Origin of the sequence: Microvirga lotononidis, assembly GCF_034627025.1 — a bacterium.
Taxonomy (GTDB): domain Bacteria; phylum Pseudomonadota; class Alphaproteobacteria; order Rhizobiales; family Beijerinckiaceae; genus Microvirga; species Microvirga lotononidis.
This window is the reverse complement of sequence record NZ_CP141048.1, coordinates 2315805-2335083: the sequence shown is the minus strand read 5'-3', so window position 1 is coordinate 2335083 and position 19279 is coordinate 2315805. Positions and strand designations below refer to the sequence as shown.

Genomic DNA, 19279 nt, shown 5'->3' with positions numbered 1-19279 from the left:
ATCTTTCACCCGGCTTTCGCCCTTAGCGGATGCCCTTGGACACGGTTCCGGCCATATCGTCGGCGGCCTGGATGACCTTCGAGTTCATCTCGAAGGCGCGCTGCGCGGAGATCAGGTTCGTGATCTCCTTGATCGGATCGACGTTGGAGGCCTCGAGATAACCCTGATGGATTTTCCCGAATCCCGGATCGGACGGCATGCCCACGACCGGCGCGCCGGATGCGAGGGTCTCGCGGTAGTAGTTGCTGCCGATCGGCTCCAGGCCCGCGTCGTTGGCGAAGTTGGCGAGCGACAGCTGACCGAGGTTCTGCGGCTGGGCCTGGCCATCGATCTTGGCAAAGACTTCGCCGGATTCGTTGATGGTCACGTCAAGCGTATTCGCCGGAACGATGATCGGCGGGTTGAGGGTGTAGCCGTCGAGGGTGACGAGCTGCCCGTTGCCGTCCTTGTTGAACGAACCCGCGCGGGTGTAGACGATTTCGCCGCTCGGAGCATTGACCTGGAACCATCCGCGCCCGTTCAGGGCAAGGTCGAACTGGTTCGACGTGTTGGTCAGCGATCCCTGGCGGTGCAGGTTGCGGATTGCCGCCGTCTTGACGCCGAGGCCCAGCATTGCGCCTTCCGGAACCGGACTCGACCCAGCCTGATTGGGAACGGCTTGAGAGCGCTCGGCTTGGTAGAGCAGGTCCGTGAACTCGGCCCGTGCCCCCTTGAAGGCGGTGGTGTTCACGTTCGAAATGTTGTTTGCAATGACTTCGACGTTAAGCTGCTGGGCATTCATGCCGGTAGCGGCGATCGCGAGCGCTCTCATTTCGGTCCCCTTAAATCGTCATCCGGGAGATTTCTTGATAGGCCGCGACAACCTTGTCGCGGATCGCGATGGCCGTCTGAAGCGTCTGCTCCGCCGACATCACCGCTTCGACGACCTGCTGCACCGTGGCCTTGCCCTGGATCCCGGCGATCGACGCCGCTTCGCCTGCCTTCATGGTATCGATGGCCGAATTGGCCACCTGAGCCATCATGTCGCCGAAGCTCGCCTGGGATGCACCGGCCACGGCTCCCGCGGCTGGCGTCCCGCCGAACGTGGGGATGGCTGCGACCGCCGACGGGCGATCGATCATTGATGAAATCGAGGAAACAGCGCTGACCATATCAGCCTCTCATGAGATCGATTGTTGCAGTGATCATGGCTCTCACCTGCTTCATCATCTGCAGGTTCGCCTGATAGGATCGATTGGCTTCGCGCATGTCCGCCATTTCGATCAGCATGTTCACGTTCGGCTTCTTGACCATGCCGTTTTCATCCGCGGCAGGGTTGCCGGGATCGTACTCGACCGGGAAAGCGGAATCGTCCTGCCCGATATCCTTCACGGCGACCGAAGCAGCGCCGAGAGTCCGATCCAGCTCGGATTTGAAGGTGATCGTCTTGCGCGTGTAGGGATCGGAACCCGGCGTCCGCCCCGTCGATTGAGCGTTCGCGATGTTCTCCGAGATGACCCGGAGACGCGCCGACTGGGCCTCCAGGCCCGAGCTCGATAATTTACTGGATGCAACCAAAGGGTCGATCATCACGAAGTCCTCACGCTTGACATCAGCATCCGGTGGAATGACTTGACGATGCTTGTGTTCAACGAGTGCTGCCGATTGACCTCACCAGCCTTGATGAGCTCCTGCTCGAGGCTGACGGAGTTCTTGGAATAGACCGTGTCCCAGCTGTCCGCCTTCTTGACCTTGCTTGCTTCGGCCTTCGACGGGGTAAAGCCGATATGGCTGGCATTCGTCGCAGCCATGGCCAGCTTGGTTTTGTCCATGACGTCAGCAAACGGCTCGACATCCCTGGCCCGATAGCCAGGGGTGTTGGCGTTGGCGACGTTTCCGGAAATGGTCGTTTGGCGGGCGGCGAGCCATTGAGCCTGTCGCGATGCCAGATCGAACAGATAGACAGGTGCCGTCACAGGGGGTCTCCAGGCGAATATGGTAAAGAGGCGTTTAACCCGCCAACCTTGCTCGAGGCTGACCTGCACGCCGCTTCGGCCTCCGGCTTGAGCCTGGCTGATCCATTTTGCGGAGGATAGGCGAACCCTGGTTCCTGACAGAAGGAAGGTGTGAGGCGGAATCGAGTGATACGAAGTATCGTTTAGCTGATCGTCACTGCGCTGTTCGGCGCGACAATATAGCATCAGCGATCGATGGAGTTTTCGATTGCCGATTCCGGCGTGCTGATGCAATCGCGTCAGTGACATTTCTCGCCGGACGGGCATATCAATGGTGTTGCCCTCGGCGATTCTTCGCCATTAAGTTTAGATCCTGCACGCGACGCAGCACATGGGTTGGGGGGAATGACTCATACTTCTGCGTTAAATACGAGAATCGATGCGCGATCCGGGCAGAATACCCGTCAGATCGTCGATGCCGGTCGCGTCCTCAACGCCATTCGCGATTTCGCGCTGATCACGCTCGATCCCCGCGGAAACATTGTATCATGGAACGACGGCGCGGAGCAGATCTACGGTTGGAAAGCCGATGAAGTTCTGGGCGCCCATTTCTCCATCCTCTACCCATCGGATGCTTGGAGCCGCAACAAATCCGTTCAGGATCTGAAAGTTGCCGAGAGCCTCGGCCATTTTGGAGATCAGACGCGCTGCAGAACGAAGCAAGGCATTCACCTCCTTTGCAGGGTCACGTTTGATGTCGTCAGGGATGATTCCGGAACTCTATGCAACTATGTTCTGACGTCGCGCGACGTCAGCCGGTTCATGGCCGCCGAGGCCGCCCTTAAAACCCAGGAAGAGCGGTACCGGGCCCTGATCGAGGCAAGCGCCGCCATGGTCTGGCGAGCCTCACCGACCGGCTCGATCATTGACGGCATACTGAGTTGGGGGAACTCCCATAGCCCATCGGCAAGTGATCTCAAGGACGCTACATGGCTGGACGCCGTTCACGATGATGATCGTGAACGGGCAACCTCGTCCTGGCTGGAGACGCTCGCGTCCGAACAACCTGGAACAAGCGAGTATCGTGTCCGTCAGCTCAACGGTGAATACCGGTGGGTTCTCATGCGGGCCGTTCCCCTCCGGGACGCCGATGGCGAGGTGCAGGAATGGGTCGGCACTGTCACGGATATTCACGAGCAGAAGTCCGCCGCCGAGCGCCTGCGTCAAAACGAAGAGCAGTACCGGGCTCTGATCGAAGCGAGCGCGGCGATCGTCTGGCGCGCCGGGACGGATGGAGCCGTCAGCAAAGTCTGGGGATGGGAAGCATTCAGCGGCGAATCCAGGGAAGCCTATTTGGGCTTCGGATTTATCGAAGCCGTTCATGCGGATGATCGAGAGAAGCTGCTGGCCCAATGGCAAGCCGTTCGCGCATCCCAAGAACCCGGTATGTTCGAGTACCGCACGCGACGCTCGGACGGGGCATACCGCTGGGTTCTCGCAAGAGCCGTACCGCTCCTGGGCGAAGACGGCATCGTCCTGGAATGGGTGGGCACGGTCACGGATATTCACGACCAGCGTCTGGCCGAGATGAAACTTCGCAGCAGCGAGGAACGCCTGCGGCTGGCCATCGAAACCACGGCCCTCGGCATTTGGGATCAGGATCTTGTCACCGGGCGTCGCCAATGGACACCCGAAGCCCGCCAGATCCTGGGCCTCGGACCGGATGTCGATGTCACCCGTGAGATCGTCCTCGGATGCGTCCATCCCGACGACCGCGACGACTTGGAAGATACGTTCTTCACTGACGAGCCGGGCGCCAGCCTGACCTATAGCGGCACGTTCCGGGTATTTCGCGCAGATACCGGTGACGAGCGCTGGGTGACGGCGATCGGTCGCACAATGGTGGATGAAGGCGGCCGGCCCATTCGCAAGATCGGTACGATCCAGGACATCACGGAGCGCAAACTCGCGGAAAATGCCCTTCGCTCCAGCGAGGAGCGGTTGCGTACGAGGGAGGCCCATCTCCGTTCGATTCTCGAAACGGTTCCCGATGCCATGATCGTCGCGGATGAGAGCGGCATCATCCGCTCCTTCAGCGCCACTGCCGTACATATGTTCGGCTATCAACCGGACGAGGTCATCGGGACGAATGTCAAGTTTCTGATGCCCCTCCCCTACAGGGAACAGCATGACGGTTACATCCGCCGTTATCGTGAAACAGACGAAAGCCGGATCATCGGAAGCGGGCGCGTGGCTGTCGCCCAGCGCAAGGATGGCTCGACCTTTCCCATGGAAGTCCAGGTCGGCGAAATGGAATCCGACGGCGAGCGTTTCTTCACGGCTTTCATTCGCGATCTGACGGAGCGCCAGCGAACCGAAACACGGATGCAGGAACTGCAATCCGAACTCGCCTACATGTCCCGCTTCACGGCTTTGGGTGAAATGGGATCGACGCTGGCGCACGAGATCAATCAGCCCCTGACGGCGATCACCAGCTATCTCAAGGGCTGCGGAATGATTCTGAACGGCATCGAAGGCGATAAAATTGCGCTTGTCCGCCACGCGGTGAACGAAGCGGCCGAGGAGGCTCTCCGGGCCGGGGAGGTCATCAGGCAACTGCGCGAATTCGTCGCCCGCGGAGGCAGCGAGCATCAGATCGAAGGGCTTCAGAGGCTCGTCGAGGAGGCTGGCGCCTTGGCGCTGGTCGGCGCCAAGGAGCAGGAAGTGAAGGTCGAGTTCGACTTTCCGCCCGACGATCCACTGGTCTTCGTGAACCGCGTTCAGATCCAGCAGGTTCTCCTCAATCTCATCCGCAATGCGATCGAGGCCATGCAGGATGTGAGGCAGCGTGAGTTGACGATCGGAGCAAGAACCTTGCCTGCCGAATCGCTCGTTCAGATCAGTGTACGGGATACCGGATCCGGGATCCCGCCGGAGATCTTGAAGAACCTGTTCAAGCCGTTTACCACCACGAAACAGAGTGGCATGGGGGTTGGCCTCTCGATCAGCCGGACGATCGTGGAATCCCACGGCGGCAAGATCTGGGCGGAATCCGTTCCAGGCGAGGGGACAACCTTCCATTTCACTCTAAGAACCATCGATATGGAGGACATGGCCAGTGTCGAACACGCCGATCGTGTATGTGGTGGATGATGACATTGGAGTGCGAAAAGCTCTTTCGTTTCTTCTGGTATCGGCCGGACTGAACGTTCGTCTCTACGAGTCCGCGAAGGCGTTCCTCGACGAGGTTCAAGATCCTGGGAGATGCTGTATCGTCACGGATGTCCGCATGCCGGGGATCGACGGTCTGGAATTCATTCGCCGCCTCCATGGTCGCGGTCTGAATGTTCCGGTTGTCGTCATGACAGGGCACGCAGACATTCCTCTCGCGGTCGAGGCCATGAAAGTCGGAGCCATCGACTTCCTTGAGAAACCCTTCCGGGAAGATCGGTTCCTAGAGGTGGTGCGCTTCGCTTTGGTATGCGATGAGAAAAGCGTCCGAAAGAACCAGGAGCTTCTTCGCACCCAAGCCAGACTGCAGTCGCTGTCCCAGCGGGAGCGTCAGGTGCTCGATGGGCTTGTCGCCGGAAAAGCCAATAAGATGATCGCGCACGAACTGAACATCAGCATCCGTACAGTGGAAATCCATCGATCCAATGTCATGTCGAAGATGGAAGCGAAGAGTCTTTCCGAGCTGATCCGCATGGCCCTGTTTCTTGAAGTCGCTATCGGAAGCTAGGCAGGTATGGCTGGATAGACGCCCTCGGCCCCATAAGCCGCGGAGATGCCATGCTCGTCCCAAGCCGTTCCGCATCTCAGGTCCGGCCCGTCGTGTCTCCGCACGCTCCTAGCTCATGAAATTCCTTGATAAGGCTTTGACATCCGCATGCCTGAAGTCAGACAAATTTCCTTGGCTCTACGGGACCAGGCTGCAGAAGGCTCTACAGGCGACGCTCATGTCGTCGCGAACCACAACCGCTGGTCCCGGATCGTTTTCGACATCAAGGACATTGCCGGCGATACCTGGTGCGAGGTCGGATTTCAGATCACTTGGCATACGGAGGAGCAAGCCCGCTCCGTCCTCGACTTTGCATCGGTCGGAATCGACTTCCTGGCGGAAGATGGATCGAACATCGACTTCGCCTATGTCCCAGGACTGTCAAGGACACAGATCGATCCTCACAGCCATTACATCGCTGGCCCGGCGTTCCATGACCGAAGCAGCGATGATTCTCATTCAGCTCGGGTGCTCTTCAACTTCTTCGTCCCGGCGCCGGCACGCCACCTGACCCTGACGATCCGCAGTTGGCGCAACTCGCATCCGTTCACGGTCGGAGAGCTCAGCATCCGTCAAAATGTCGAGGCGTCCCTGTCTGCACATGAGGAGCCTTCGGCATCCCCGTCAGGCGACAGGCCGATAGCGACTGCGCGCCGTGCTTGGTGGGCTCTGAGCATGACGCCGCTCTGGCTGAACTACGGGGTCGCTCCCGGGCATCCCCTCCTCGTCCGCGGGCAACTGATCAACAGCGGCAAAGCGAGTGATGGGGCCTTGGCGCGGATCATCTTCCGGGATGCGAAAGGCAAGCAAATTCCGCCTCCCTATGAGGGTGTTTCGTCGTCACCGGCTTACGGCCCCCTCCTCGATATTCCGATCCACCGACAGGCAAGACGCTTCACGCTTGAATTGACGCCTCCATCAGGTGCCGCGACCGTCGAACTTGGCTTTCAGGTCTTGGAGGACGAGTCCCAGATCAGTTTGGTCGCTCCCCTGGAGGTCTCAATCGGAGATGATCTCCTGCTCGAGAACATTCTGGAGGACGACGTTACCAATCCGCTGAGTTTCCTGGACAAGGTGCGCGATCGCCTTCATGTTCATCACCCGGTCGAATCTCCGCGGCTGCGCGCGAGCCCGGTCGACCAGTGGATCGACTCGAAGAACCTTGGGCCTCTGCTCACTTTTCATGATCGCCTTAAAGCCATCCAGCTCGAAGAAGCACCGGCTATCATCGATGGCCGATTGACCTTATGCGGTCTTGAGCCATGGCCCCTCCCCGAGGTCATCGAATGGACGGAAGACCCGTACAAGTCTCCTGCATGGCGCCTGGAATTCCAGTCTCTTTCGTGGCTCCTTGACCTCGCCGGCCGGCCTGAACTCGGTGGCCCCGAGAGAGCTGTGGAGCTTGCACTGTCGTGGGTCCAATCCAATACGTGGGATGAGCCCAAGGATGCCTTGAGCACGTATCCACTCGCGATGGCGACGCGCATCGAAGTGCTTCTGCATCTCCTCGCGATGGTCGCAGGCTCGAAGAACGGCAAGGACATCAAACGTCGGCAGTCGCTCTTCGCCGAGATCATACGATGCGGTTTCGCCCTCTCCGAAATTGTAAGCCAGAACATCTTCTCGCCTTCCGTCCTTCAGGTGCGTACCGCATGCGCGTTGCTTGCCGTTGGCCGCGCCATTCCTCTCTTTCCGTTAGCATCATACTGGCGATCCATCGCGCGTGCTCAACTCCGCAGCGGATTCGAGCAAGTGATCGGCCCCGATGGCTCGTCCATCGAGCAGTCGCTTCATGAGCGGCTTGAGATCATCTCCATCGGATTGCTCCTGACGCACAGCCTCGGGAGCGAACCGGAGGCAAGGGACTTTCGAGAGCGCCTATCTGATCGTCTGAGGGCCGGACTCAAAATCATCGTCGGAGTGACAGATCCGGGCGGAATGCTTCCCCCTATCGGCGATGCACCTCAGGGCTATCACCATGCCTCCTGGCTCCGGCGACTGATCTCCAGTCATGGGCGCGCGCTCCTGACTGACTCTGAACTGGCGGAGGAGTTGTCTTATCCGACCGGTCCACGGACGTTTGTTTCGGACAACGACGGTATCATCGTCTTCCGGGATTACGAGCGTAAGCCGCACTGGAGCTATTTGTGCGCCTCCTTCGGGGAGCAGCGGCGCGAGAATGGCCATTTCAACTGCTCATCCTTTGTGTACACGGCCCGCGGCACCCGGTGGATCACGGATCCCGGCGGGTCGAGTCTTCATGACACGGGCTCGATCCGGCATTTCCTGGCATCGTCTCGGGCACACAACGTCGCCAGGCCGGACGGGCGCGATCAATCGTCGGGCCGGGGATGGATCGAGGCGAGAACGTCGCTCGCCAATGCGAACATCGTTCGCGTCAGGACGAATGTGTACGGCCCCGGCTACGATCACGCTCGCGTTTTCATGTGCCTCGACAATCTCAACGCCATTGCCGTTTTTGATTGTTTCCGAGGTTTCGGAAGGTCCATCTCGTTTGAAGGGAACTTACATTTCGCCGAGAACGTCGCGGTCGCGTTGGCAAACACAAACCTTGCAGTCGGCTTTCACAATAGAAACCGACTGCGCATGATCCCCTACGCGGTGGCGGGCGAGTACAACGGCATGGCCGTTGTCAATGGGCACAATGATCGCCGTGGATCCTTGCAGGGCTTTGTCTCTCATGCACAGGGCGCCCTTCGCCCGGCCAATGTCCTGACCTACAGGTTTTCCGGTTCAGGCCATGTGTGCGGGGGAATGATCCTCACGGTCAGCGAGCAAGGCTTCCGACGGATCATGGATCTCGTGGCCATGCCGGACGTGAGGGAATTGCTGCAGATGACCTGACCTGCGGGTCGGATGGTGCAGCTTGATTCGATGGCGTCGTGACGGGACGGTACCCGGCGTCTGCAAGGACGGGTACCGTTTCAGGCAGCGCTCATAGGCGCCTCATCAATCGAAGAGCGCGTCGATGGCATCCTGGGATGTTACACCCTTGTCGGTCGCGAGAGCGGGACCATTCAGGAGCGCCGCTTCTCCCTTTCGCCCCGCCTCGTCCACCGGCTCGATGTCCTTGAAGCTTTCAAGGCCGCCCCAGATGTCGATCATGTGATGAACCCGCTCCTCGACGAACTTCATCGCATTGACGACCTTGCTGATGCGCTGGCCCGTAATGTCCTGAAAGTTGCAGGCTTCGAAGATGCCGATGACATGATCCAGGATCTCGCGGGCAATCTCCTGGTCTCCTCCGGTCAGGCGCGAGGACAGGTTGCTGGAGAGATCGTCGATCCTCTCGGCCGCGGCCAGGATCGAATTGGTCGCCGTCTCGGTTCCGAGAACGATGGCCCCGAGCTCATCGGTCACACGAGTGATCTCCTGGCCCTGGGCGCCGGCATAGCGAAGGGTCGCGATCTCCCTCTTGGTCCGCTCGATGGCCTCGTAGATCGAGTCGAGCTCCACCTTCAGGCGAAGGGCCTCCTGCATGTCGCGCCGATGCTCTTCGAGCAGGGACGCTGAGATCTCGCGTGCGGGAACGATGGATTCCTTGATCGTGCCGAGCATGCTCATGATCTCGGAATGGCGCTCCTGTATCCCCTCATCGTATTGAAGGGGATCCATGCTCGCTTCGATGCGATAGCTTTTACGTGGCTTCATGACCCTGCCCGCCATCACTTATCCGTTGAAGACGGCGCTGATCTTCGTCCGCAGCGTCTCGGCATTGAAGGGTTTTACGATGTAGTTGTTGACGCCGGCCTTCTTGGCCGCGACGACGTTCTCCGTCTTTGCTTCAGCGGTGACCATGATGAACGGCAGAGAGTTCAGCTCCGCATCGGAGCGAACATGTTGCAACAGCTCATAGCCCGTCATCGGCGCCATATTCCAGTCGGAGATCACAAGACCGTATTTCCTCGCCCGCAGCTTCTCCAGCGCCGCCTGTCCGTCGGAGGCATCATCGACGTCGTTGAAGCCGATCTGCTTGAGGAGGTTGCGAAGGATTCGGACCATCGTCTGATAATCATCGACGACCAGGACGGGGGTAGAAAGATCAAGGCTCACGGTTCTAGATCCTTAAGGGCCCGAAAACGGGCTTGGACGATGAATGAATTACGCTGCTTCCCGTTCGGTCTCGAAGGCCAGGACAGCATCCACGTCTAGGACGATCAGCAGCTTATCGTGCAGCTGATGCACCCCTTGCGACAGGCCGACCCAGCCTCGGTCCATATGGACCGGATTGGGCTGCATCCCGTCCGGATCGAGCTTGAGGACCTCTCCGACCTCGTCCACGAGCAAGCCATAAGCCTCACCGTGATTCTCCAGCCCTACGGCCATCCGACGCTCCGTTCCGCCGGCATCGCCGAGGCCCAGACGCCGCCGAAGCGAGACCGCGGTGACGACCCGGCCGCGCAGGTTCAGAAGGCCTGCAATCTCACCGGGCGCCAGCGGCACGGTGGTCATCTCGCTGACGACGAAAACATCGTGAACCCGGCTTATGGGCAGGCCGAGCAGTTGCCCCGCAACCATGACCGTTACGAACTCCATCTGCTTGGAAGCTCCCTTGGTCACCGCGGATGTGATCGGTTCGATCGGTTTCATGGTCATGCAGCCTCTTCAAGAGACGCGTTGAGCTCGGCCAATGCGGCGAGCAGCCCACGCCTGTCGATCTTCGAAACGATTTCTGAGATGCGCAGCTTTCTCGCCAGGGCGATCTGCTGCGGGTCGGGCTTGACGGTCATGCCGATGACGGGCGTCGCGCTGTGGTGCGGGTCTGCCCTCAAGGAGGCCACGAGCGCGAAGCCCGAATGCCCCGTGAGTTCCAGATCCGTTACGACCACGTCGACCTGCAATCCGTTGGACAGCAGGCGAACGGCTTCCTGGGCTGTCGAGGCCGTCTGGACACGATAGCCCGATGCCTTGAGGACAGGGACGAGCATGTCGCGGAAGAAGGTCGAGCTGTCGACCAGGAGCAGGGACCTGTCCGGCCCGTTGCGCCGATCTTTGCGAGACCATGTCTCGAGTACCATCGGGAGGTAATGGGCGATGTTGACGATTTCCGTAGTGCGGCCACGAACGACGGCGGATCCGACGAGATCCGAGCGCTCCGCGAGCAGTTCTACATCGAGCTTGTCTTCGACGATATCCACGATCTCGGCGACTGCGAGCCCCATGGAGACTTCACCATCGGAGAACACCAACAGGGATTGCATGCCTTGCCGCTTGATGGCGAGTTCCTCGTCGCAGGACACCAGCGGCATCAAACGCCCGCGGTACTGGACCACCGGCCGTCCGCTCGACCACTCGATCGTGGAGGCGTCGATTTCCTCAAGGCGCGTCACCAAGGATAAAGGCACCGCCTTGAGGCTTTCGCCTCCGCCGCGGAAGACGAGAAGGCTCGTCAGTTCCTCCGCGGCCGCTACCGTCTGCTCGAGACCTGCATCGGTCTGGAACTCGTTGGTATCGGCGCCCGATCCGACCATCCGGGCGAGACCATTGGGGTCGATGATGAGCACCACGGCCCCGTCACCGAGAATCGTGTTGCCGGAGAAGAGCTGAATATGCCTCAGCTTGGACGACATCGGCTTGACGACGATTTCCTCCGTATGGAAGACTCCGTCCACCAGGATGCCGAAGCGCTGATGAGCAACCTGCGTGACGACCACGAAGCCATGGTTCGCATCTTCATCCGTGGAGAGGCCCATGACCTTCGAAAGCGGGACGATCGGCAGCAACCGGTCGCGCAGGCGCAGGATGGGCGTACCGTTGATCCGTTCAATGGAATGTTCCGAGGCGGGAGAGACCCTGACGAGCTCCGACACGGCCACCTGCGGAATGGCGAAGCGCTGATCCTTGGAAGCCACGATGAGCGCCGCGACGATGGCTAGGGTCAGCGGAATCTTGATCGTGAAAGTCGTCCCGCGCCCCTGCTCGGAACGGATGTCCACCGTGCCGCCGATCAGCTCGATATTCGTCTTGACCACATCCATGCCGACGCCACGACCGGACACCGAGGTCACCTTCGCGGCGGTTGAGAAGCCGGGATGGAAGATGAACTTGGCCACTTGGGCATCGCTCATCCGCTCCACTTCAGCGTCGCCAGCAATGCCCCTTTCCACGGCTTTCTTGCGGATGGCCGCGAAGTTAAGCCCCTTGCCGTCATCGGCGATCTCGATGGTGATCGAGCCACCCTCATGATACGCGTTGAGGCGGATCGTGCCCTTCTCGGGCTTACCGGCTGCCTTGCGATCCGCCGGGCTCTCGATCCCATGATCGGCCGAGTTGCGGACCATATGCGTCAGGGGATCCTTGATCACCTCCAGTACTTGTCGGTCGAGCTCGGTGTCGGCTCCCTGCATCACGAGCTCGATCTTCTTCGAAAGCTCGTTGGATAGGTCGCGAACGACACGCGGCAGCTTCTGCCATGCGTTCCCGATAGGCTGCATGCGGGTCTTCATGACGCCGTCCTGCAGCTCGGCCGTGACTTGCGAAAGACGCTGCAGAGGCACCTTGTAGCCGTGATCCTCGGAGCTCCGCCGGGCGATCTCGAGCAGCTGATTGCGTGTCAGAACGAGCTCCGACACCATGGTCATCAGGTGCTCGAGCGTATCGACATTGACGCGGATGGTTTGGACCTTGCCGGCTATCCCTTCCCCGCCCTCGCTCGAATCCGAGGCCTCGGTATTCTTCTTGGCGGCTTGAGGGGACGACGGAAGCGGTACCTCCTCTTTCACGGAAGGCGCAGACGGCTTCTCGATGACGAGCGGAGCCGGTCCCGGCGCCTCACGGAAGGCGCGCTCGAGTTCGTCGAGGGACACTTCGCCTGGCTTCAGGGGCCGTTCGAGCACCTGATACGTCAGGGTACCGGATGTCGACGCCTTTGCAGGGCCCGGCGCCTCCTGAAATGCCCTCTCGAGTTCATCGAGCGAAACTTCTCCCGGACGCAGTTCCCGTTCAAGCACCTGATATACCAATTGTCCCGATGCCTGTTGCGACGACGGCGCCGAAGCCGCTTCGGGAGCGGGCGCCTCCTGCGAGGCCATTCGTTCCAGCTGCTCGATCAGGTCGTTGTCAGAACCTTCCGGCTCCGCGCCCTGGCGCTCCAGTTCTCCGAGAATCTCCTTGATCCGGTCGAGCGTCACGAGGATCAGCGAAACCGCAGGAGTCGTAACCGGCATCCCATCGCGGAACTTCCCCATCAGGGTCTCGGCCGCATGCGCAAGCGCCTCGAGGCGGGGCAAGCCGAGGAAGCCGCAGGTCCCCTTGATCGTATGAACCAGGCGGAAGATGTTGCTGAGAATCGCTTCGTTGTTCGGGTCCTGCTCGAAGCGGACCATCTCCACATCGACCGTCTCGAGATGCTCGTTGGTCTCGGTGAGAAACTCAAGAAGAAGGTCGTCCATTGCCGTGTCTCAACTCTTACTACGCGAACTGATCGGCATTGATCATCAAGCCGCTTCAGGTGGAGGATCGCGCGGCCTTCACGCCGGCAACAAAGCGCTGAACGTCATGTCCACGCTTGCGAATGCAGGGGAGCTTCCTTGCTCCGCACTCAACCGCCTAGACGCATCTCGCCCGAACGCGATTGCTTCTGAATTGAGATCGGCATTGTTCTTATTGTCATGCCCTGCCCCATACGCTTTCACTGCGCCAGACCCTTCGCCGATCTTCTTCGACGGGCCACTTTGGAGCCGCTTTGCCGCCTCTGCCGGCCGCGTGCGTCACTCCATAATGCTTACCCTGTCCTGACAGCTTCGATCTTGACGTTGAGGAAGAATACTGGCCCGTTTCCTGCAATAAAGTTAACGCGCGGAACGGGTATGAGATTTATTTAAGGCATTAAAGCATCGAACCGACTATTGGGCTTTATCTGCCAGCCCACTCGTCAGGATGCGGATCGTTTGGAGAACCAATTCCACTTTTTTGCGAGAGTGCCCCAGCGGCTGCCGACGCTGCTTATGGACTCTGCACGTTTCATGAAAGACGAACGGCCACCGTGCTGGAAGATCCTACACGGGGACCGCAGTCAGTGCATCAATGCTATAACGGACCTGACGGTTCGCACCCGTCCGACGATCTCGTCAGGCAGCTGTTTCAGGAGGCCGCTCCGACGTAGGAATATCCAATGTACCGCTTTGCATCGATGGGATCATAGCCGAGGCGCTGACGAAGCTTCTTACGAAGCTTGCTGATATGCCCCTCAACGACGCTGTCCTCCACATCGTCGCTGTAGATTCCATAGACCGCGTCGAAGATCTGCTTCTTGGTCAGGCGATGACCTCTCTTTCGAACGAGATACTCGAGGATATGCCGCTCGCGGCGAGGAAGCGACAGGGGCAACCCGTCGATCTCCGGATCGCGACCATCGAAGAAGACCTTGAGACGGTCGTTATCGCTCTGCGTCTTCTTTCCTGCGTTCGCATTGACCCTTCGCCAGATCGCTTCCGAGCGGGCCAAGATCTCCCGGACATGGACAGGCTTACGGACGACGTCGTCGAACTTCGCCGTGAAGAGTTCGAGCGTCTCTTCGAGAGAGCGGACATCGCTCAAAGCGATGATGGGAGCCTTGGAATAGCGGCGAATGCTCTCGGCAGAATGAACCCGCTCTTCGAAGGTTCCTAGAACGAAGCCCTGAACAGCCTCGAGATCTGCATCCGATGCCGATTCCAACCAATCGGTAAATTCATCTGCATATAAGCCAAGGGAGGATATGCCTTCTCGCTTGAAGCTCGCAACATATCCGGACGTAACCATCTGCCGGTCATCGACGACGATATACATGTTATTCTGCCCCGCCTTAATAATTAAGCGCGTTCTAATTAGGTTTTACATGCCGCCTTAGTATTTTTACTCAACGCATTTGTGTTTTGCAGCGACGTCCAGAAACTATAATTTAGCGAATGCGCGGACAATACGTAAATAATGGGAGCGCCTCCCAGGTTATGGTTAATGCCTCTTAACCAACCTTAAGCAGTCCTTAAACCGGTCGCCTCGGTGCCGGGTTTATAGGCGCAGCTCTCATCCATCGGAGCAAAGACCTGAAAAACCTGACATTTTCCCACTCTTTAATGTTGCAATGTTGCTTATGCGCTCGCTCCAAAGGAGCCTTTTCACGCCAATCGCTACGTAATTTCCGCAATCTTGGCGTACGTAGAACCACCTATTCTACGATACGCCTGCGCCTCAGGATCGGGGGCCGGTTCGCGTACGTTCGTCGGACTCCAGGTCACGGACGAGCGCCGTCGGCTCTGCGAATCGACACGTGAGGAGCACATCGCCCCTGTAGGGCGTTGTGCCGCATGAAGGTTGCGTGAGGCATACCTTGGTTCGCAAAGGATCGAACGCGAAAGTGGGAACCGGCTTTGCGTGAGAAGATGCCAGAGAATAAAACCTTGGAGCCCCGGGCGTGAGTTCGATTGCACGTCTGGTGCTCTAGATAGCGAATGGGAATCGACGGCGATGACGGGACGAGCTCTCCCGCCCTGTCATGAGGCGTCCGTTAAGAAATTGTTAACTGTGAATCTTGAGGAGCTTTTCCGCTTCTTGACCACGGTCTGAGACGAACGCTATGCCTTGAGCCGACTATAGTTCAAATGATTGCGGACAATAGATCGATCAGCACTATGGCGCGCCTGTTCATGGGCGGCATGACGCTCTGCCATTTTACCGGTCTGAGCCCGGATGTTCTGTGAGCAACGGATCGAGTAACTCTCGATGCATGATGCTGTTCCGTTGCGTCGGTTAGACTCCGACATGCCCCGAACAACCCAGACGCCTCCGAGCGGACCGATTTCGAATGATGGAATATGCTGGTTCCAGCACTCTTCCTCCATGGGAGGAGGTCGATCGTCTTGCTGCGCTCCAGAAATATGACATTCTGGATACCGCACCAGAGATCGAGTTCGATAACATCGCCCGGATCGCGGCCCACATCTGCGATGCGCCGTTCGCTTTCATTTCCTTCCTGGACGAGCGCAGGCAGTGGTTCAAATCCAAGATTGGGTTTGAGATCCGCGAGACGCCGCGTGAGTTCTCCATTTGCAACCATGCGATCCAGCAGCCCGGCGTATTCGTTGTTCGCGATATCGCTGCCGATCCTCGGTTTAGGAGAGAGCATGCGGATGGCAGCGCAATGCCGTCGTTCTATGCCGGGGCCGCTTTAAGAACCAAGGATGGCTTGCCGCTCGGAATGCTGTGCGTGCTCGATTACGAGGCACGCCCCTCTGGCTTGAGCAGGCCGCAGGAAGACGCACTGACCGCTCTCGCTGAGACGGTCATGACTCAACTCGATCTGAAGCTTGCCACGAGAATGGCAGCAGACAGTGAGGAGTTCACGCGGCGCCTTCTGGCAAGTTCGAATGATTGGATCAAGGTTTTCGACCTGCAGGGACACCTGCGCTTCATGAGCCGCGGCGGGCTGCGCGAAAAGGAAGCAGCAGACTTCAGCTCGACTGACGGGGTCGACTGGGCGTCCTTCTGGAGCGGCGCAGCATCGGAAGATGCCTCTGAAGCTTTCGAGAAGGCCAAAGCCGGTGGAACCGGACGCTTTCAGGCGTCCCGCGAAACTACGACAGGAACGCGGCAATGGTGGGATGTCGTCACGACGGCCATCATGAATCGGGACGGAACCCCACAAGGGTGCCTGTGCATCTCTCGCGACGTTACGGAGTTCCGAAAAGCGGAACAGAACCTGCGCAAGAGCGAAAGGCGCCTCCGTACGCTCGTCGAAGCGATGCCGCTCTCCTTCACCTCTCCGCAGATCGTTTGGTTCAGCGATGCGGATGGCGAGCTCACTTATTGTAGTGACGTTTGGTATGAGTATACGGGATTAGGAACTGACACCGGCTGCAAGGAATGGCATTCGGTCATCCACCCGCTGCACCGGGATAGCATCCTGGGGTTATGGAAGGCTTCCATCAGGAAGGGCATAACTTTTGAAATGGAGATGCCCCTTCGGCGTGCATCTGATGGGATGCATCGCTGGTTCATCGTCCGAGGCGAGCCTCTCAAGAATGAGCAGGGCAAGGTCGAGCAATGGTTCGGCATCGCCTTGGATATTCACGAACGCAAGCAGTCCGAACAGGCCTTGAGCGCGAGCGAGGAGCGCCTTCAACTTGCATTGAAGGCAGCCCATATGATTGCGTGGGAACTCAATCCGCAGACCGGGATCACGACACGATCAGACAATTCGCTCGCGCTTCTGGGAATCCAGCCTGGAGCCGACAAGACCTTTATGACAGGCCTTCACCCTGATGATCACCACAAGGTTGAAGACTTCCTGGAGAGAATACAAATCAGCGGATCGGACTCGGTCGAGTGCCGCTACATCATGCCAAGCGGAGCGATCCGGTGGCTGCGCGCGCGCGCGGAAAGAGCGGCGCCTGATCGTATCGTCGGCGTAACGTTCGACATCAGCGAGCAGAGGGAAGCGGAGGAGGAAATATGGCGTTCGGCCAATCATGACGGACTGACGCGTCTTCCCAATCGCAATCTCTTTCAACGCCGCCTCGAGGCAGCTCTGAACGCAGCCAAGCAGAACGACACATGCGTGAGTCTGCTCTTGATCGACCTGGACGATTTCAAGGATATCAACGACACTCTCGGGCACGATGCGGGAGATGCCTTGCTTCAGGAGACCGCGCGTCGCCTCTCCGCCATGGTTCGCAGCTGTGACACCGTAGCCCGGATCGGAGGCGACGAGTTCGCCGTGCTCGTCATCGACCCGCTGAGACTCGAGAATGCCACGCGCCTGGGTGCCCTGATTGCCGAGATGCTGCGCCAGCCCTTCACCTATCAGAAGCGGTCTCTCGTCAGCCGGGTAAGCATCGGCATCGCGGCCTTTCCAGACCACGATGGAACGCCGGCGGAGTTGGTCAAGGACGCGGACATTGCGATGTACCAGGCAAAATCGCAAGGACGGAACCGGGTCGTCACCTACTCGCCTGAGATGCGCCAGGTGCTCGAGCAGCGTGTCTCCCTCGGACGCGGAATGCGCGAGGCCCTCGCCAACGATGAAATCATTCCGTTCTATCAGCCTAAGGTAAGCCTCGCGACAGGCGAAATCGTGGGTCTTGAAGCACTGGCGCGCTGGCAGCACCCGACGAAAGGCATCCTGACGCCCGGCTTCTTCGGAGCCGTGTTCGAAGATCATGAAATTGCGGCCTCCATCGGCAAGCTCCTGACCTCGAAAGTCGCGGCCGACGTGCGCCAGTGGCTCGATCAGGACCTTCCATTCGGCCGTATTGCGCTCAATCTGTCGCCAGCCGAGTTCGGCCAGTCGCATCTCGTGGATACGATGCTGAGGACCCTCGACTGGATGAAGGTACCGCCGAGTTCCTTCGAGGTCGAGGTCACGGAAACGGTTCTGCTGGGCAGAAACGCCAATAACGTTTCCTCCGCACTGACACAGTTCCGCGAAAGTGGGATCCAGATTGCACTCGATGATTTCGGCACCGGCTATGCTTCTCTGACTCATCTGAAGCAGTTCCCTGTGGATCATATCAAGATCGACCGCAGCTTCGTGCGGGATCTGGAGAAGGATTCCGACGATGAGGCGATCATCACTGCCGTCATCAGCCTTGGTCGAAGCCTGCAGCTCCAAGTGACGGCAGAGGGCGTGGAAACACATGGCCAAGCGCGCCGGCTGCGCGAGTTGGGCTGCGACCATGCTCAGGGCTATCTCTATGCAAAGCCGATGGCCGCCTCCCAAATCCCGGATCTCGTGAAGCGCTGGAACGCGATGCTCATAAAACCGCGCAAGGAGCGAAACGAAAGGCTGCGAAGCAGCGGGATTTCCCTGTGACGAAGGTGATCCCGCTCACGGCCTGATCAAGGCGGCAGTCTGGTGAGGAGGGGGATGGTCTTCTGCACGTGGATCAGCTGTCATGAGCATATGACTCGCAGCGACAAGCAAAACCTCCATCGCTGGCCTTGCAGCCCGTCCCTATCGTTCCGTGTTTTGCTTGGAACGCCCACCCCTTCACTTCTGTTATCTCTCGGGGTGTTTATATAAGCTTGGCAAGGGAGCGCGAGCGTCAACGGGTATACCGAAGAGAAGGTGTATGATGAATTCTCCACTCGGTCAGCTACTCAATCATTGCCGTATCCTGGTAGTCGAGGACGAATATTTCATCGCCGACGATATGGCCAAAGCGTTAGAGAGCCTCGGCGCTGACGTCGTCGGACCCGCATCGGATCAGCAGAAGGCATTGGCTCTTCTCTCTTCGACAGAGAAGGTCCATGCAGCGGTGCTCGATATCAATCTTCGTGGATGCACCGCATTCCCGATCGCCGATACCCTCATCGAGCAGGGCGTCCCCTTCGTGTTCACGACCGGTTATGCTCCCGCTTCGGTTCCGCCGATCTACGCTGACATCCCGAGATGGGAAAAACCATTTAACTATAACGACTTGGCGCAATCCCTCCCGGATCTCGTCAGGAACGGCTAGTTTCCGGAGAACCGCGAGCGAAGGTCGGTCTTTCGCGTTCAACAGCGCCCTGCCGCTCTAGCTTGAGCTGCTTTTAGCCGATACTCCTTGTCCGGACAGAGATTCAGGCC

At 58.9% G+C, this 19279-nt stretch carries 14 protein-coding genes; 5 read left to right on the top strand and 9 right to left on the bottom strand.

Features of this window, described 5'->3' with window-relative positions; translation table 11 throughout:
* Positions 1-22 precede the first annotated feature (22 nt).
* The 4 genes from flgG to flgB are packed head-to-tail and all read right to left on the bottom strand — an operon-like array spanning position 23 to position 1955.
* Entirely contained in the window at positions 23-811 is a 789-nt protein-coding gene (gene flgG / locus U0023_RS11035; RefSeq protein ID WP_009493117.1) for a flagellar basal-body rod protein FlgG, read from the bottom strand.
* A gap of 10 nt (positions 812-821) precedes the next feature.
* A complete protein-coding gene (locus U0023_RS11030) occupies positions 822-1121 on the bottom strand; it encodes a flagellar hook-basal body complex protein FliE (protein WP_407667401.1) in 300 nt (99 codons plus the stop codon).
* A 31-nt stretch (positions 1122-1152) separates the two neighbouring features.
* Entirely contained in the window at positions 1153-1569 is a 417-nt protein-coding gene (gene flgC, locus U0023_RS11025) for a flagellar basal body rod protein FlgC (protein WP_009493119.1), read from the bottom strand.
* Positions 1569-1955, bottom strand: a complete 387-nt coding sequence (gene flgB, locus U0023_RS11020) for a flagellar basal body rod protein FlgB (protein ID WP_040639265.1) — start codon at positions 1953-1955, stop codon at positions 1569-1571. Before flgB ends, flgC begins: the two co-directional genes overlap by 1 nt.
* A 384-nt stretch (positions 1956-2339) precedes the next feature.
* Between flgB and U0023_RS35535 the strand changes: the two genes are divergently transcribed.
* The 3 genes from U0023_RS35535 to U0023_RS11000 all read left to right on the top strand — a co-directional run bounded on the left by U0023_RS35535 (position 2340) and on the right by U0023_RS11000 (position 8577).
* A complete protein-coding gene (locus U0023_RS35535; protein ID WP_009493121.1) occupies positions 2340-5087 on the top strand; it encodes a PAS domain S-box protein in 2748 nt (915 codons plus the stop codon).
* A complete protein-coding gene (fixJ, locus tag U0023_RS11005) occupies positions 5053-5673 on the top strand; it encodes a response regulator FixJ (protein WP_009493122.1) in 621 nt (206 codons plus the stop codon). Before U0023_RS35535 ends, fixJ begins: the two co-directional genes overlap by 35 nt.
* 147 nt (positions 5674-5820) lie before the next feature.
* A complete protein-coding gene (locus U0023_RS11000; protein ID WP_009493123.1) occupies positions 5821-8577 on the top strand; it encodes a heparinase II/III domain-containing protein in 2757 nt (918 codons plus the stop codon).
* A 105-nt stretch (positions 8578-8682) separates the two neighbouring features.
* Here U0023_RS11000 and U0023_RS10995 read toward each other — a convergent pair whose 3' ends face one another.
* The 5 genes from U0023_RS10995 to U0023_RS10975 form a co-directional block, all read right to left on the bottom strand.
* On the bottom strand, positions 8683-9384 hold the full coding sequence (locus U0023_RS10995) for a protein phosphatase CheZ (protein ID WP_154661251.1): 702 nt from the start codon (positions 9382-9384) through the stop codon (positions 8683-8685).
* Positions 9385-9402: 18 nt separating this feature from the next.
* Positions 9403-9786, bottom strand: a complete 384-nt coding sequence (locus U0023_RS10990; protein WP_009493125.1) for a response regulator — start codon at positions 9784-9786, stop codon at positions 9403-9405.
* Between the two features lie 48 nt (positions 9787-9834).
* Entirely contained in the window at positions 9835-10323 is a 489-nt protein-coding gene (locus tag U0023_RS10985) for a chemotaxis protein CheW (RefSeq protein ID WP_009493126.1), read from the bottom strand.
* 2 nt (positions 10324-10325) lie between these two features.
* A complete protein-coding gene (locus U0023_RS10980) occupies positions 10326-13124 on the bottom strand; it encodes a hybrid sensor histidine kinase/response regulator (protein WP_009493127.1) in 2799 nt (932 codons plus the stop codon).
* Between the two features lie 691 nt (positions 13125-13815).
* The gene (locus U0023_RS10975; RefSeq protein WP_009493128.1) at positions 13816-14502 is read right to left on the bottom strand and encodes a response regulator transcription factor; all 687 of its coding nucleotides are present in this window, start codon (positions 14500-14502) and stop codon (positions 13816-13818) included.
* 1015 nt (positions 14503-15517) lie between these two features.
* Between U0023_RS10975 and U0023_RS10970 the strand changes: the two genes are divergently transcribed.
* Together U0023_RS10970 and U0023_RS10965 are read left to right on the top strand one after the other, a co-directional pair.
* Positions 15518-18523, top strand: a complete 3006-nt coding sequence (locus U0023_RS10970) for a bifunctional diguanylate cyclase/phosphodiesterase (RefSeq protein ID WP_009493129.1) — start codon at positions 15518-15520, stop codon at positions 18521-18523.
* 259 nt (positions 18524-18782) lie between these two features.
* Positions 18783-19169 carry a response regulator gene (locus tag U0023_RS10965; RefSeq protein WP_040639266.1) on the top strand — a complete coding sequence of 129 codons (387 nt, stop codon included), beginning with the start codon at positions 18783-18785 and terminating at the stop codon, positions 19167-19169.
* Positions 19170-19279: the final 110 nt, after the last annotated feature.

Coding starts and splice junctions, on each gene's coding strand:
- flgG (WP_009493117.1), bottom strand. CDS start 811: ATGAGAGCGCTCGCGATCGCCGCTACCGGCATGAATGCCCAGCAGCTT.
- U0023_RS11030 (WP_407667401.1), bottom strand. CDS start 1,121: ATGATCGATCGCCCGTCGGCGGTCGCAGCCATCCCCACGTTCGGCGGG.
- flgC (WP_009493119.1), bottom strand. CDS start 1,569: ATGATCGACCCTTTGGTTGCATCCAGTAAATTATCGAGCTCGGGCCTG.
- U0023_RS35535 (WP_009493121.1), top strand. CDS start 2,340: ATGACTCATACTTCTGCGTTAAATACGAGAATCGATGCGCGATCCGGG.
- U0023_RS11000 (WP_009493123.1), top strand. CDS start 5,821: ATGCCTGAAGTCAGACAAATTTCCTTGGCTCTACGGGACCAGGCTGCA.
- U0023_RS10995 (WP_154661251.1), bottom strand. CDS start 9,384: ATGAAGCCACGTAAAAGCTATCGCATCGAAGCGAGCATGGATCCCCTT.
- U0023_RS10985 (WP_009493126.1), bottom strand. CDS start 10,323: ATGAAACCGATCGAACCGATCACATCCGCGGTGACCAAGGGAGCTTCC.
- U0023_RS10980 (WP_009493127.1), bottom strand. CDS start 13,124: ATGGACGACCTTCTTCTTGAGTTTCTCACCGAGACCAACGAGCATCTC.
- U0023_RS10975 (WP_009493128.1), bottom strand. CDS start 14,502: ATGTATATCGTCGTCGATGACCGGCAGATGGTTACGTCCGGATATGTT.
- U0023_RS10970 (WP_009493129.1), top strand. CDS start 15,518: ATGATGGAATATGCTGGTTCCAGCACTCTTCCTCCATGGGAGGAGGTC.
- U0023_RS10965 (WP_040639266.1), top strand. CDS start 18,783: ATGATGAATTCTCCACTCGGTCAGCTACTCAATCATTGCCGTATCCTG.